This window comes from Neobacillus niacini, assembly GCF_048572935.1.
GTDB classification, from domain to species: Bacteria; Bacillota; Bacilli; order Bacillales; family Cytobacillaceae; genus Neobacillus; species Neobacillus niacini.
Genome location: NZ_CP183883.1, coordinates 2,736,746 through 2,750,141 on the forward strand (window position 1 = coordinate 2,736,746; position 13,396 = coordinate 2,750,141).

Annotated in this window: 20 protein-coding genes; 19 read left to right on the top strand and 1 reads right to left on the bottom strand. The window is 37.8% G+C overall.

From position 1 onward, the window contains the following. The first annotated feature begins 1 nt into the window (after position 1). The 7 genes from ACN6MT_RS13250 (at position 2) to ACN6MT_RS13280 (ending at position 4,262) form a co-directional block, all read left to right on the top strand. Positions 2-379: a hypothetical protein gene (locus ACN6MT_RS13250; RefSeq protein WP_419956171.1), complete on the top strand. Its 378-nt coding sequence runs from the start codon at positions 2-4 to the stop codon at positions 377-379. Then, positions 376-1,371 (top strand): hypothetical protein, encoded by a 996-nt coding sequence (locus tag ACN6MT_RS13255; protein WP_063251270.1) that lies wholly within the window; start codon positions 376-378, stop codon positions 1,369-1,371. The genes ACN6MT_RS13250 and ACN6MT_RS13255 overlap by 4 nt, the downstream gene beginning before the upstream one ends. A 24-nt stretch (positions 1,372-1,395) precedes the next feature. Next, complete coding sequence (locus tag ACN6MT_RS13260) at positions 1,396-2,100, top strand: ABC transporter ATP-binding protein (RefSeq protein ID WP_419956172.1); 705 nt, start codon at positions 1,396-1,398, stop codon at positions 2,098-2,100. After that, the gene (locus tag ACN6MT_RS13265) at positions 2,100-2,774 is read left to right on the top strand and encodes a heme exporter protein CcmB (protein WP_419956173.1); all 675 of its coding nucleotides are present in this window, start codon (positions 2,100-2,102) and stop codon (positions 2,772-2,774) included. The genes ACN6MT_RS13260 and ACN6MT_RS13265 overlap by 1 nt, the downstream gene beginning before the upstream one ends. Before the next feature lie 3 nt (positions 2,775-2,777). Continuing rightward, positions 2,778-3,539 carry a cytochrome c biogenesis protein gene (locus ACN6MT_RS13270; RefSeq protein ID WP_419956174.1) on the top strand — a complete coding sequence of 254 codons (762 nt, stop codon included), beginning with the start codon at positions 2,778-2,780 and terminating at the stop codon, positions 3,537-3,539. A gap of 12 nt (positions 3,540-3,551) precedes the next feature. Continuing rightward, positions 3,552-3,677 carry a CcmD family protein gene (locus tag ACN6MT_RS13275; RefSeq protein ID WP_082799345.1) on the top strand — a complete coding sequence of 42 codons (126 nt, stop codon included), beginning with the start codon at positions 3,552-3,554 and terminating at the stop codon, positions 3,675-3,677. Between the two features lie 75 nt (positions 3,678-3,752). Continuing rightward, positions 3,753-4,262, top strand: coding sequence for a TlpA family protein disulfide reductase (locus ACN6MT_RS13280; protein WP_419956175.1), 510 nt, complete (start codon positions 3,753-3,755; stop codon positions 4,260-4,262). Positions 4,263-4,308: 46 nt separating this feature from the next. Here ACN6MT_RS13280 and ACN6MT_RS13285 read toward each other — a convergent pair whose 3' ends face one another. Beyond that, positions 4,309-4,983, bottom strand: coding sequence for an SIMPL domain-containing protein (locus ACN6MT_RS13285; RefSeq protein ID WP_419956176.1), 675 nt, complete (start codon positions 4,981-4,983; stop codon positions 4,309-4,311). Positions 4,984-5,179: 196 nt separating this feature from the next. On the opposite strand from ACN6MT_RS13285, the gene spoIIIAA reads away from it, so the two are divergent. From spoIIIAA to nusB, 12 genes are all read left to right on the top strand, one after another. Next, entirely contained in the window at positions 5,180-6,103 is a 924-nt protein-coding gene (gene spoIIIAA, locus ACN6MT_RS13290) for a stage III sporulation protein AA (RefSeq protein ID WP_063251265.1), read from the top strand. Then, on the top strand, positions 6,104-6,619 hold the full coding sequence (gene spoIIIAB / locus ACN6MT_RS13295; protein ID WP_063251264.1) for a stage III sporulation protein SpoIIIAB: 516 nt from the start codon (positions 6,104-6,106) through the stop codon (positions 6,617-6,619). It abuts the gene before it with no gap. An 11-nt stretch (positions 6,620-6,630) separates the two neighbouring features. Beyond that, entirely contained in the window at positions 6,631-6,834 is a 204-nt protein-coding gene (gene spoIIIAC / locus ACN6MT_RS13300) for a stage III sporulation protein AC (RefSeq protein WP_007084610.1), read from the top strand. A 16-nt stretch (positions 6,835-6,850) separates the two neighbouring features. Then, a complete protein-coding gene (spoIIIAD, locus tag ACN6MT_RS13305; RefSeq protein WP_174524393.1) occupies positions 6,851-7,240 on the top strand; it encodes a stage III sporulation protein AD in 390 nt (129 codons plus the stop codon). Between the two features lie 36 nt (positions 7,241-7,276). Continuing rightward, complete coding sequence (spoIIIAE, locus tag ACN6MT_RS13310) at positions 7,277-8,476, top strand: stage III sporulation protein AE (RefSeq protein WP_419956435.1); 1,200 nt, start codon at positions 7,277-7,279, stop codon at positions 8,474-8,476. Between the two features lie 11 nt (positions 8,477-8,487). Next, positions 8,488-9,108, top strand: a complete 621-nt coding sequence (spoIIIAF, locus tag ACN6MT_RS13315; protein WP_419956177.1) for a stage III sporulation protein AF — start codon at positions 8,488-8,490, stop codon at positions 9,106-9,108. 1 nt (position 9,109) lies between these two features. Then, entirely contained in the window at positions 9,110-9,760 is a 651-nt protein-coding gene (spoIIIAG, locus tag ACN6MT_RS13320) for a stage III sporulation protein AG (protein WP_419956178.1), read from the top strand. A 16-nt stretch (positions 9,761-9,776) separates the two neighbouring features. Continuing rightward, entirely contained in the window at positions 9,777-10,337 is a 561-nt protein-coding gene (locus ACN6MT_RS13325; protein WP_063251259.1) for a SpoIIIAH-like family protein, read from the top strand. 135 nt (positions 10,338-10,472) lie between these two features. Further along, entirely contained in the window at positions 10,473-10,982 is a 510-nt protein-coding gene (accB, locus tag ACN6MT_RS13330) for an acetyl-CoA carboxylase biotin carboxyl carrier protein (RefSeq protein ID WP_419956179.1), read from the top strand. Between the two features lie 14 nt (positions 10,983-10,996). Then, positions 10,997-12,352, top strand: coding sequence for an acetyl-CoA carboxylase biotin carboxylase subunit (gene accC, locus ACN6MT_RS13335; RefSeq protein WP_419956180.1), 1,356 nt, complete (start codon positions 10,997-10,999; stop codon positions 12,350-12,352). Positions 12,353-12,370: 18 nt separating this feature from the next. Next, positions 12,371-12,778 (top strand): Asp23/Gls24 family envelope stress response protein, encoded by a 408-nt coding sequence (locus ACN6MT_RS13340; RefSeq protein ID WP_063251256.1) that lies wholly within the window; start codon positions 12,371-12,373, stop codon positions 12,776-12,778. Positions 12,779-12,978: 200 nt separating this feature from the next. Further along, a complete protein-coding gene (nusB, locus tag ACN6MT_RS13345) occupies positions 12,979-13,368 on the top strand; it encodes a transcription antitermination factor NusB (RefSeq protein ID WP_063251255.1) in 390 nt (129 codons plus the stop codon). Positions 13,369-13,396 lie beyond the last annotated feature (28 nt).

Below are 13,396 nucleotides of genomic sequence, written 5' to 3' on the forward strand. Positions count from 1 at the left end.
AATGCAAGAAATTTCGATCATTTCAATGATATTCACAGCTGCGCTTGTGCTCATTTGTTTATTTCTCGTTCTAGCTCCTTTCTTTTCTTGGGATTCATATTTAAGTTTCGCGAACTTGGGTCAGGATACTGCCTCAAACAAAGAAATGCTTTTATCCACTCTAAATGAACTAGAGTTTGAATACAAAATGGATAAAATCTCCCACGCAGATTATAAAAATCTGAAGAAACAATATGAAGTACAAGTTGTCAGCATAATGAAGGATGAAGAAGAGCAAATGACATCTCTGGCTGTTGACAAGGATTTAATGGCTGAAATAGAAAGTGAAATCGAGGCTTCAATGAAGAGTTATCAAAATAAAAAGGGGGAAGGAAAGTGATAAAAAAAATCACCTTTTTCCTCCTCGGGCTGCTGCTGCTTATTCCTATCCACGGAATGGCAGCTGCAGAATCAGCGATATCTGTTGATATGCATTACCTCGTCGTTAGCCCTGCAGAAGATGGTTCAACCAATATGATGAACATGGTGAATTACACCAATACAACAGCAGAGGAATTTAAAGGTGACGGCACAGGTGAAGCAGTTTTGAATGTCACTATCCCAACAGGAGCAATAGGATTTACCTTTTTAGATAACAAAATGGCTCAAAAGCAGGTGGATACGGGATTTATCACTACCGATCCTATTCCAGCAAATCAGACAGTAGTTTTACCATATAGCTATAGAATCGCAAAAGGCAAAGAAATTAATTTAAGCTTTGACTACCCTGTTCAAATGATGCAAATTCTTGTTCCAGAGGGAATGGGAAGCATTGAATTTAAGAATGTTACAGCAACAAATCAAGGTCTGTTCAAAATGGATGATCAGAATTATCAAGGGTACAGTGTTGAAGGCATTCAAGCCCAACAATCCTTTACCATGGTTTATGACAAAGAGAAACAACCATCACCTAGTGAAACACAAGCGTCCACAGATCAAGGAGCAAGTGCAACAAAAGGGAATGTAACGAAAACAGCACCAGCCTTCCATAATCCCGGCCACCTTCGAATGTGGTCACAATCACCATTGCACAGCTGGGATCCACATGTTTTCTTAATTGTTATAGGTGCAATTATTATTGCAGCATTGTCCTATTTTGCCTATTTCAGGATGAAGGCAATGGCGGAAGAAAAGAGGCTTGGAGCAGATAAAGAAGAATCAGCTTTTAAAAACCTTATGGCGAAGCAAAAAGCAATTTTGGATAAAATTATTGAGTTAGAAGAAAACTTCGGTGATGGAAATATGACAGAAGAGGACTATCAAGCTAAATTGGCTGCATACAAACAGCATTTAGTGCAAGTGAAAATAAATTTACGCCAATTTGTAGAGTAACAGTCGGAATGCGAGGGATACTTGATGATTGAAATAAAAAAGCTTACGAAGCAAGCCGACAATAAGTTAATCCTGCGAGGTATTGACCTATCCATTACTCAAGGTGAAACAGTTGCAATACTTGGTCCAAATGGTGCAGGTAAAAGTACACTGCTTAAAGTACTCGCAACATTAATCAAGCCTACATCTGGCCTTGTGAAGATTAACGGATTGGATTTAAAAAAGGATCATATTGAAGTAAAGAAATTGTTTGGTTACTTGCCTCATTCCAGCTTGTTATATGATCACTACACGCCATTAGAAAACTTAGTTTTTTTTGGTGACTTATATGGTGTCAAGGATGTTGAAAAGAGAGCAAGGAATCTTGTAAATGAGGTAGGCTTATCATTCTTTATTAATGAACCTGTAAAGAATTTTTCGCGCGGAATGATTCAAAGGATAGCGATTGCGAGAGCCATCATTCATGAACCCAAAATTATGCTGCTAGACGAACCACATACCGGGTTGGATCAAGGTGCCATTTCCATATTAAACAATGTCATCCTTTCTATGAAAGAAAAAGGATGTACCACATTAATGGTAACCCATGATTTCAAGCAAGCTGCTGCAATTTGTGATCGAATTATTATCGTGAAAAATGGCAAGATTGCGGATGATTTTAAAATAAATAATAAATCACTAAATTTAGTTTCTGAAAAATATCAGGTACTAGTAGAGGGGGTTTCTTGATGTTAAGAACAGCCCTCACTATCGCAAAAAAAGATATCTATTCAGAATTAAGAACAAAGCAAGTTTTGGGAACCATGATTATTTTTGCAGGATTAGTCATCTTAGTACTAAGCTTTGCTTTCGATCCAGCAAATAATACTACAAAAGCAGTTATTCCCGGTGCTGTCTGGATTATCATAGTATTTTCAGGAATATTAGGACTAAATCGCTCATTAGTATCAGAGCAGCGAAATGACACGATGCATGGTCTGCTGGTTGCACCTATGGATGCTTCTAGCATTTACTTAGGTAAATTCCTGGCAAACTTTTCAATGATATTAGTTGTAGAGCTTGTATCCATTCCTTTTCTCTTTCTCTTATTTGATTTTAAAATCACCGGCAGCATTCTCTATTTCATTTTAGTATTATTTGTCGGTAGTTTTGGATTCATTGCGATTGGAACATTTTTGGCAGCACTTGCTTCCAATTCGAAGAGTAGTGAAATGTTATTACCGCTTTTGCTATTCCCAATGACCAGTCCTGTCTTGATTGGTGTTACGCAAGCAACAAAAATCATACTAACGAATATGGAGAAATTACCGACTGCCTTTGCCTGGCTGCAATTGGTAACTGCCTATGATGTAATTTTCTTTGTTCTATGTTTTTTATTAATTGAGTATGTTCTGGAGGTTTAAGAGATGAGTATGAATCTTGAAAGAGAAAAGGCGCAACTTCCAATGGTAGATTTGGCCCCCGTTAGAAGTTCTGTGATAACCAAACTATTATATGGTGGTATGGTAGTTTCAATGTTAGCGGCATTCTACTTTATTTTCATGTATGCCGAAATTGAAAAAACAATGGGTGCCGTACAAAAGATATTTTATATGCATGTTCCCTCAGCCTGGGTAGCATTTTTAGCATTTTTTGTAACATTTGTCTTTAGTATCCTGTTTTTAGTAAAGCGTAAACGAATTTTTGACACATATGCCTATGTATCGGCAGAAATAGGGGTAGTGTTTACAGCTATCGTTCTAACTACAGGTCCAATCTGGGCGAAATCTTCCTGGAATACATGGTGGGCATGGGAACCACGGTTAACTACAACATTGATTCTCTTTTTCCTCTTTATGGCTTATCTAATGGTTCGCCAGATGGATGGCGTTTGGGATAAAAAAGCAAGACTTGCTGCAGTATTCGGAATTATAGGGTTTGCAGATGTTCCAATTGTATTTTTTGCGATTCGCTGGTGGCAATCAAAATTCCATCCAATTGTTTTTGGAGATGGACCTTCTCAACAAGGCGGAGGGATAGCACCTAGTATGCTTGTTGCTTTGTTGGTTACGATTACTGCATTTACCTTCCTTTATGCATATATTCTTCATAAGGGAGTATCATTTGAAAATATGAGAATAAAAGTGGGTCACTACAAAGAAAAATTACGAGAAAGATTAGAAAACTAGGAGGAATTAATCATGGGATTCATGTACGCAGCATATTCAGTCGTTTGGGTAATTATTTTTGGTTACATGCTTCTGATTGGAAAACGTCATAATAGTCTTAAAAAAGATATTGAGTTTTTAAAACAATTAGATAGGTAGAAATAGAAAATGGCCTGTTTACACAGAACAGGCCATTTCTATAAAACTACTTATTTCTGTCAGGAGGAAAACAGAATGAGCAGACGAGTCATTAACTTACTCGTGTTGTTTCTATTAATTGGAATGTTTGGATTTTTTGGATATAGTTTGGCTAGCAAAGGTGACAATACTGATGTAGGGGATCAAGCCTATAATTTCGAACTGCCAAACTTAGATGGAACAAATACGAAGCTTTCTGATTACAAAGGTGAAATTATCATCCTGAATTATTTTGCTTCATGGTGTAAACCGTGTGTGGATGAAGCTCCAGAGCTAGAAGCATTCGCAAAAGATTATGGTGATCAATACCGATTAATCATGATTAACAAGGGTGAAACAAAGGAACGAGTTAAAAAATTCTTAAAAAAATATAATACACCTGCTGTTTATGTATTTGACTACAATTCTAAAGTTGCCAAAAAGTATAATGTTACCGGCCAGCCAGAAACCTTTATCATTGATAGAAAAGGAGTCATAAGAGAGCATTACAATGGTCCTGTTACTTCTGCTCAATTATATGCAATGGTAAAAAAGTATGACCAATAATGATAAAAGAGGATTGAATCACTTTTCGAGTGATTCAATCCTTTTTTTATCCACCAATGGAAATATATTTATATTCTGCTGATACACTTGCTTTGACGATCAGTTGTCCTGGTTGAATTTGTGTATTGCTCGTGATTTTAGCAAATGTAAGTTGCTGGCTTTCATAGGGCTGGATTATGTCGCCGTTTTCTATCACGAGTATGGGGGTCGGATTGAGTGTCACCCTTAGGGTATTGGCTATGGTCCTCGCTTTGTTGTTGGCATTGTTTAAAGCGGTTGTAAGAGCATGTTGATAATAATATTCTTTGTGACTAGTTGTAAATTGAACATTAGCAACATAGTTGGCGCCGTTTTGAACAGCAGTATCTACAACATTACCAATATTCGTTAAGTCCTCTATCTTCACCTGCAAAATATGTGTAATTTTATATCCACGAAATATTTGTGTTCCTTGATTATAGTCGTATTCTGGTTCAATTCGATAATCAAAGGTCTGTATGTGATTTTTAATAATCCCCGACCTAATGAGAGTATCAATTATCTTGTTTGCAGCCATTGAATTCTGCTGCTGTGCGTCAATTAATTCTTTACTATCAGTCACAATACCGAGATTAACAGAGACTGTATCTGGCTGAACGGCGATTTCTCCTTCCCCTCTTACTTTTATTATGTTGTTCTGTTGGCTCTCGGTAATAAGGTATCCAGGGTTCTGAATCTTCATGGTCTTTCCCCCCTTATAAAAAATCCTTTACTAAATAAAATACGCTGAGCCAAATGAAGTATTCCTGGTTCTAGTAACCCTCTCAAAAAAATAGAATATAAGAGTATTTTAAAAGAATTGAAATTTTCAAAGTCATATTGCTTATCAAAGGGCATACATTTTAAATAATGAGACAAGCAACAAAGGAGGAAAAAATGTGGAAACGATCATAAAATTCTTACCAAAAAACATTGCCGATCTAATCAGTAAAATCCCTCCTAATCAAAAAGCAGAATTGGAAGAAATCCGGATTCGCATCGGACGACCTATAGAAATCACGATGAAAGGAGCTCCGAGATTTCTCTCGTACATCATTCAGCAAGAAGATGCGTTCCATCTAATGAATAAAATCAGCCAATTCTCCATCTATACGCTTGAGGAAGAGTTGAAGCGAGGGTATATAACTGTTTCAGGAGGTCATCGGATTGGACTTGCAGGAAAGGTGATTCTTGAAGAAGGAAAGGTAAAAGCGTTAAGGGATATTGCTTCTTTTAATATCCGGATTGCCAAAGAGAAGTTAGGAATAGCAGAGACGATTACTCCCTTTATATTCAATGATTCCTGGATGCATACAATGATTGTCGGTCCTCCCCAAACAGGGAAAACGACGCTTTTACGTGATATTGCCAGAATCATTTCAACCGGAAATCATGAAAGAGGAATCCACGCATATAAGGTAGGGATCGTGGATGAACGTTCAGAAATTGCCGGGTGTGTTAATGGCATTCCGCAAATGTCGTTCGGTCATCGTCTAGATGTGTTAGATGCCTGCCCAAAAGCAGAGGGGATGATGATGATGATTCGTTCCATGAGTCCGGATGTGTTAGTTGTCGATGAAATTGGTCGAATTGAGGACGCAGATGCTATTCAAGAAGCTGTCCACGCAGGCATCAAACTAATTATGACCACACATGGAGCAAGCTTAGATGAGGTAAAGAACAGACCTTCATTAAAATCCATTATTGAGCAGAACATATTTCAACGATTTATTGTACTCAGCAGATCACAAGGACCAGGAACCATTACACATATTTTGGATGGAAGCGGAAAAGAACTGAGTCAAAAAGTGAGAGTGATGTAAATGGTTAAGATAATTGGCGCCATTTTTATTATACTCGCTACCACTTGGACGGGGTTTGAAGCTGCCAAACATTTAAGCGAGCGCCCGAGGCAGCTCAGGCAGTTAAAATCTGCCCTGCAATCACTTGAAGCAGAAATTATGTATGGTCATACACCCTTGCATGAAGCGGCGAGAAGATTGGCTGCACAACTTTCTCAGCCATTGTCTTCTTTTTTTGAAGGATTTGCAAAGAGATTAACTGATACAGAAACAACGGTTAAAGACGCTTGGGGAGACAGCTTAAAGGAGATTTGGAATCAAACAGCATTTAAACAAGGTGAATTTGAAATTATGAAACAATTCGGGGAAACCCTCGGTCGGCACGATCGCTTTTCCCAGCAGAAACATATTATGCTAACTCTTTCCCACCTCGAAAGAGAAGAAGCAGACGCCATTCAAAGCCAAGCAAAATATGAAAAGATGGTAAAGAGTTTAGGGTTCTTTTCAGGATTATTACTGATCATTTTATTAATTTAGGGGGAAAAGCAATGGGCTTAGAAGTGGACATTATTTTTAAAATAGCGGGAGTAGGTATAGTGGTTGCGTTTTTGCATACGGTACTCGATCAGGTTGGGAAAAAGGAATATGCCCAGTGGGTAACACTCTTTGGTTTTATTTACATTTTGTTTCAAGTCGCGTCAATTGTTGACGATCTCTTCCAAAAAATAAAATCTGTCTTCTTGTTTCAATAGAAAGGAGGGCTTTGCCATTGAAATTATTAAGATAGTTGGCGTGGCTCTTGTTGCAACCTTCCTTGCTTTAATCATTAAAGAGCAAAAACCTAATTTCGCCTTCCTGTTAATTGTATTTGTTGGCTGCAGCATTTTTCTGTTTCTTGTCGATAAAATATATGAAATTATTCATATGCTTGAAAAGCTTGCAGTGAATGCAAATGTAAATTTGATCTACGTAGAGACCATACTAAAAATCATTGGAATTGCCTATATTGCTGAGTTTGCATCTCAAATTACCAAGGACGCAGGCCAAGGGGCAGTGGCTTCAAAAATTGAACTCGCTGGAAAGGTGTTGATACTGGCGATGGCAATTCCAATATTAACCGTCATGATTGAAACAATAATTAAGCTGATTCCAAGCTAGAAAGGCATTTCCTTTTGAAAATATGAGGTGAAAATGATGAAGCAAAAGTTGCAGATTATTCCCATTATGATTCTATTATTTCTATTTTTTACTTCAACAAATGTACAAGCTAACGAAGAAGTGAAGGATAACCATACACCTCTAACACCGCAGGAATTAGTAGATGCACAGCTCGAAACTATGGATTTAACAGAACTTAAACAATATTGGGAGGATATTCAAACTAAATATGGCGGCTTCCTCCCTGAAAGCCAAAAGGGGAGTCTGTACGATTTTGTAAAGGGGGACAAGCAATTCTCCTTTAAGGAATGGACACAGGGAATCATTAAATTCTTGTTTCATGAATTTGTTGTAAATGGTAAACTGCTAGGTTCATTAATCCTGCTAACGATATTCAGTATGTTTCTCCAATCGATGCAAAATGCATTTGAGAGCAGTACCATCAGTAAAGTTGCCTACTCCATTGTCTATATGGTCCTAGTAATCATTGCCCTTAATAGTTTTCATATCGTCATACAATATACCAATGAGGCTATTGGAAGCATGATTTCATTCGTGCTTGCGCTGATTCCGCTTTTGTTAGCCTTGATCGCTTCTTCTGGAGGAATAATCTCAGCCGCTTTCTTTCATCCAGTTATCTTATTTTTAATGAATATCAGCGGAATGTTTATGCAATTTGTTATACTCCCACTTCTCTTTTTAGCCACTCTTTTAAGTATCGTGAGTACGATGTCAGACCAGTATAAAGTGACACAGCTGGCACAGCTGTTAAGAAACTGGAGCATTGGTTTAATGGGGCTTTTCTTGACGGTCTTTCTTGGAGTCATATCGGTCCAAGGTGCTTCTACTGCCATAACGGATGGTGTAGCCATCCGTACAGCAAAATTCGTTACAGGCAACTTTATTCCTGTCATTGGCAGAATCTTCACTGACGCAGCTGATACAGTGGTAAGTGCATCTGGATTATTAAAGAATTCAGTGGGTATTGCAGGGGTTGCTATTCTCCTCATTATCGTGGCATTCCCTGCTTTTAAAATATTGATAATCGCCTTTATTTATAAATTTGCAGCTGCGATATTACAGCCCTTAGGCGGGGGTCCCGTTATTAAATGCTTAGATATCATCAGCAAAAGTGTTATCTATGTTTTTGCAGCGCTAGGTATTGTCTCTCTCATGTTTTTTTTAAGTATTACAGTAATTGTCGCAGCAGGGAATTTAACAATGATGATGAGATAGGGGAGAACGTTATGCAGTTTTTAATAGAGTGGGTTACGAATATCATCCTATTTATTCTTTTAGCAACGGTTATTGATATGCTGCTGCCTAATACAAATCTACAAAAATATACAAAAATGGTTACGGGGCTGCTGCTTATTGCCATCATCCTTACGCCGATTTTTAAGTTACTCTCTAAGGATTTTGAAACCGTGATGGCTCAGATTCCCACATTTCAGGATTCTGGAGAAAAAAATATGGAAAATTTAATAGAAATGCAGAAAAAAGAAATACAAGCCTCCAATCATGCATATATTTTAGAAACAATGGCTGTCCAGCTTGAAAAGGGAGTAGAGGAGGAGTTGATGGAACAATTTGGTTTGGAAATTGCAAAAATTAATCTTACAACCAAGGATGATAGCCAAGAATCATTCCCTGAAAACCTAGAAATGGTTATCGTGCTATTAAAACAGCCAGAATCATCTTTAAGGACAGTCGAAGCTATACAACCAGTTAGTATTACTACCGAAACACCTCTTCCATCTAAGGAACCAACAGAAGAATCAGAAGAAATCGCCGCATTTCTTTCGCAGCAATGGAATGTCACTGAAAAAGCAATTGAGATCTCGGTTGAAGGGGGGATGAATAAGTAGAATGGAAAATAATAAAGGACCATTTTCATGGTTGAAAAACATAATGGCTAAGGGTGAGACTTCCGATAAAAAGTCCGGGAAATATCAATATATGATTCTAGTGCTGTGCATCGGTGCTGCATTCATGATTGTTGGAAATGTACTATTTTCCGATAAATCAGCTCCGCTTGATAGTAAGGCTGTAACCACGAGCCAAGCAGAAACTACTGATGTTGAGGCGTTTAGCCTTAAGAAGGACTCAAATAATAAAAGTATTTCTGGATACGAGGAAGAGTATGAAAAGCAGCTTAAGAAGGCACTGGAAGAAATGCTGGGTGTAGACGATGTAACGGTTGTCGTGAACATTGATTCTACTGACAAGAAAATTCTTGAGAAAAATACGGTGACAAAATCTCAGACAACGGAAGAAAAAGACAATGAGGGCGGGGAACGAAAGGTACAGGATACCTCCACGGACCAGCAATTAGTCATTATTCGTGAAGGAGAGAAAGAGGTACCCATTGTGGTTGAATATCAAAAACCTGCTATTCGTGGAGTATTAGTGGTGGCTAAAGGAGCAGGAAATATTCAAGTTAAAAAAAATATTATTGAGGCAGTAACAAGATCACTTGATGTACCAAGTCATCGCGTTGCCGTTATGCCTAAAAAATAAAAGGGGGATATTAAAAATGTTATTGAAAAAACAAACAGTTTGGTTGTTAACTATGTTAAGTTTGGTGGTTGTATTGTCCGTTTATTACATTACTTCTCCGGAACAAAAAAGCAATGAACTTGCTGCAGTGAAGCAAGAAGAGAAAGCAGATTCAAAGGAAAAAGAAACGAAAACTGATACTGAAGCAAAAGAAGGCGACACTGTTATTTCTTCAGTTGCTGGTGATGAAGAATTTGAAGCACTACGATTAAAGCTTCAAGATGAACGCAGCGAATTAAAGGAACAATTAAACGCTGTTGTGGCAACGACTGATCTTCCAGCGGCTGAAAGAAGCGAAGCAGTGGATCAAATGAAAAAATTAAATGAAATTGCCCAAAAGGAAGAAATGCTTGAAACTTTAATTAAAGCTATGGATTATGAGGATGCCCTTGTTAGAGCAGATGGTTCAACAGTTAAAATTATTGTAAAGTCTAATAAAGAGTCTTCTAAATCCGAAGCAAATGCAATTATCCAAATGGTTAAGAAAGAAATTGGCGAAACTAACTTTGTTGCTGTTGAATTCCAGCCAACTAAATAATCCGATAGACCTATAAGGAGAGCTCCTGCTTTCCTTTTTTTACTGTTCACTTAACAAGATTATTGAACTTTAATAAGATATTAGCGTATAGTATTAGTAGTTAGTCTTAATCTAGCAGGACAAGGAGTGTTTAGATTGTTAAAAGTACAAGAAATTCGTGAATTAATTAAATTAGTGGACCAATCCAGCATTGATGAATTTGTATATGAAATTGAAGGCTCAAAAATTAAAATGAAAAAAAATCTTGGAACTACAACTGTTACCACTGTACAAGTACCACAAGCAGCAGTGGCTCAGGCAGTTCCTGTCGTGCAGCCAGAAACAGTTACAAGTAAAGCGCCTGTACAAGAAATAAAGCAGGAAGAAGCAGTAACTAATGCTCCAAGTCAGGCTGATACTTCAAATTTACACAAAATTACTTCTCCAATGGTTGGGACTTTTTATGCCTCACCAACACCAGAAGCAGACGCTTATGTAAAAGCGGGTTCTGTTGTGACAAAGGATTCTATCGTATGTATTGTGGAAGCAATGAAATTATTTAATGAAATTGAAGCTGAAGTAAATGGTGAAATTGTAGAAGTTCTTGCGAAGAACGGACAATTAGTAGAATATGGACAACCATTATTTTTAGTGAAGCCAGAATAAGGAGCGATAACAGGATGATAAAGAAACTGTTAATTGCAAATAGAGGAGAAATTGCAGTAAGGATTATTCGTGCGTGTAGAGAAATGGGTATTGAATCAGTAGCCGTCTTCTCCGAAGCAGATCGTGAAGCGCTGCATGTACAACTTGCAGATGAAGCCTATTGCATTGGACCAAAATTATCAAAAGAGAGTTACTTAAATGTGACGAATATCATTAGTGTAGCAAAACTAACAGGTTGTGATGCGATTCACCCTGGCTATGGTTTTTTAGCTGAAAATGCAGATTTCGCTGAGCTTTGCCGTGAATGCAATATTATCTTCGTAGGACCAAGCCCAGAAGCGATCACGAAAATGGGAACGAAAGATATTGCAAGGGAAACAATGCGTGAAGCTGGAGTTCCGATTGTACCTGGTTCAACTGGTATCATTAATGATATTGATGAAGCGCTTGAGCTTGTAAGTAAAATTGAATATCCAGTGATTATCAAAGCAACTGCTGGCGGTGGCGGTAAAGGGATCCGCGTGGCAAAAAATGAACAAGAACTAGTTAAAGGTATTTCTATTACACAGCAGGAGGCATTGACTGCCTTTGGTAATCCAGGAGTATACATAGAAAAGTATATCGAGGATTTCCGTCATGTTGAAATACAAGTACTTGCAGACTCCTATGGAAACACGATCCATCTTGGAGAGAGAGACTGTTCTATTCAACGCAGACTTCAAAAGCTTTTAGAAGAAACACCTTCACCGGCCTTGGATGGAGAAATTCGTGCTGAAATGGGAAATGCAGCAGTTAAAGCCGCAAAAGCAGTTGATTATTCAGGTGCAGGAACGGTAGAATTTATATATGACTACCGCAATCGGAAATATTACTTTATGGAAATGAACACAAGGATACAGGTGGAGCACCCTGTAACAGAATTGGTCACAGGTGTGGATCTAATTAAGGAGCAAATCCGAGTTGCTTCTGGAGAGAAATTAACGTTAAATCAACAGGACGTTACGTTTACAGGCTGGGCAATTGAGTGCCGAATTAATGCCGAGAATCCAGAAAAGAACTTCATGCCTTCAGCAGGGAAAATTAATATGTATTTGCCTCCTGGCGGTTTTGGCGTTCGGATTGATTCAGCAGCATATCCAGGTTACACCATTCCACCTTATTATGATTCCATGATTGCGAAAGTTATCACATATGGTAGTAGCAGGGAAGAAGCAATCTCACGAATGAAACGTGCACTAAGCGAATTTGTGATTGAGGGAGTTCATACCACCATCCCTTTCCATTTAAGATTGCTTGAGCATGAAAGTTTCGTAGAGGGACAATTCAATACGAAGTTTCTTGAGTTACATGATGTGATGAAGTCTAGCTAAAATCTGGAGGTGTACTTTATGAGTGAGTATAATGTACTAGAAATGAGTCAAGGAAACAGCGGGCATGGGAAAGTAGAGATTGCACCTGAAGTCATTGAAGTCATTGCAGGTATTGCTGCTTCCGAGGTTGAAGGAGTAGCGCAAATGCGTGGGAATTTTGCTACCGGTGTAGTAGAACGTTTAGGCAAGAAAAACCATGGTAAAGGTGTTAAAGTGGAACTTTCAGAAGAAGGAATTACAGTAGATGTATACTGCTTAATGAAATTTGGCGTATCCATCCCTACAGTAGCAGGGAAAATACAGGATAACATTCGCCAGGCATTGTTAAATATGACTGCATTAGAAGCAGAGGCAGTAAACATTCACGTTGTCGGCATTTCCTTTGAAACCCAAAAGCTAGAACCAGAAGTAGAAGAAGAGATTTAACCCATTTGACCAAAGGAGTAATCCTTTGGTTTTTTTTCTTTTTTGGTTATTAGTAGACTGCTTCTAGGTAAAAATAAGTTCTTACAGTGCGAATCAGTTTTAGTTGTGCTATTATCTTTTTATGTACAAAACATTAATACGACATGGTTGTATAAAATTTGACAAAATTAATTATTATCTCTAAAGGAGTTAACGGTATAATGAAAAGAAGAACAGCAAGAGAAAAAGCGTTACAAGCTCTTTTTCAAATTGATGTAAGTAACACAGAACCATCTTCAGCAATCGATCATGTTTTGGAAGGCGAAACGGGAGATGACTACCTTACCAAGCTAGTTTTGGGCGTTGTGGAACAAAAAGATCAAATTGATCCATACATTAAAGAAAATCTTGAAAAATGGACGATGGACCGTTTAGCAACGGTTGATAGAAATTTATTAAGGATCGCTATTTACGAGTTATTATATTTCCGTGATGAAATTCCTGAAAATGTTATTTTAGATGAAGCGATAGAAATTGCTAAAATTTACGGAGATGAACAATCCAGCCGTTTTATTAATGGTGTCCTATCGAAGGTAAAAGAAAAATTATAAGACGACTAATTATGAATAGGGGGAGAAA

Coding starts and splice junctions, on each gene's coding strand:
- nusB (WP_063251255.1), top strand. CDS start 12,979: ATGAAAAGAAGAACAGCAAGAGAAAAAGCGTTACAAGCTCTTTTTCAA.
- spoIIIAF (WP_419956177.1), top strand. CDS start 8,488: ATGCAGTTTTTAATAGAGTGGGTTACGAATATCATCCTATTTATTCTT.
- ACN6MT_RS13275 (WP_082799345.1), top strand. CDS start 3,552: ATGGGATTCATGTACGCAGCATATTCAGTCGTTTGGGTAATTATTTTT.
- spoIIIAC (WP_007084610.1), top strand. CDS start 6,631: ATGGGCTTAGAAGTGGACATTATTTTTAAAATAGCGGGAGTAGGTATA.
- accC (WP_419956180.1), top strand. CDS start 10,997: ATGATAAAGAAACTGTTAATTGCAAATAGAGGAGAAATTGCAGTAAGG.
- ACN6MT_RS13280 (WP_419956175.1), top strand. CDS start 3,753: ATGAGCAGACGAGTCATTAACTTACTCGTGTTGTTTCTATTAATTGGA.
- ACN6MT_RS13250 (WP_419956171.1), top strand. CDS start 2: ATGCAAGAAATTTCGATCATTTCAATGATATTCACAGCTGCGCTTGTG.
- spoIIIAG (WP_419956178.1), top strand. CDS start 9,110: ATGGAAAATAATAAAGGACCATTTTCATGGTTGAAAAACATAATGGCT.
- ACN6MT_RS13270 (WP_419956174.1), top strand. CDS start 2,778: ATGAGTATGAATCTTGAAAGAGAAAAGGCGCAACTTCCAATGGTAGAT.
- spoIIIAE (WP_419956435.1), top strand. CDS start 7,277: ATGAAGCAAAAGTTGCAGATTATTCCCATTATGATTCTATTATTTCTA.
- ACN6MT_RS13340 (WP_063251256.1), top strand. CDS start 12,371: ATGAGTGAGTATAATGTACTAGAAATGAGTCAAGGAAACAGCGGGCAT.
- spoIIIAB (WP_063251264.1), top strand. CDS start 6,104: ATGGTTAAGATAATTGGCGCCATTTTTATTATACTCGCTACCACTTGG.
- ACN6MT_RS13325 (WP_063251259.1), top strand. CDS start 9,777: ATGTTATTGAAAAAACAAACAGTTTGGTTGTTAACTATGTTAAGTTTG.
- ACN6MT_RS13265 (WP_419956173.1), top strand. CDS start 2,100: ATGTTAAGAACAGCCCTCACTATCGCAAAAAAAGATATCTATTCAGAA.
- ACN6MT_RS13285 (WP_419956176.1), bottom strand. CDS start 4,983: ATGAAGATTCAGAACCCTGGATACCTTATTACCGAGAGCCAACAGAAC.
- ACN6MT_RS13260 (WP_419956172.1), top strand. CDS start 1,396: ATGATTGAAATAAAAAAGCTTACGAAGCAAGCCGACAATAAGTTAATC.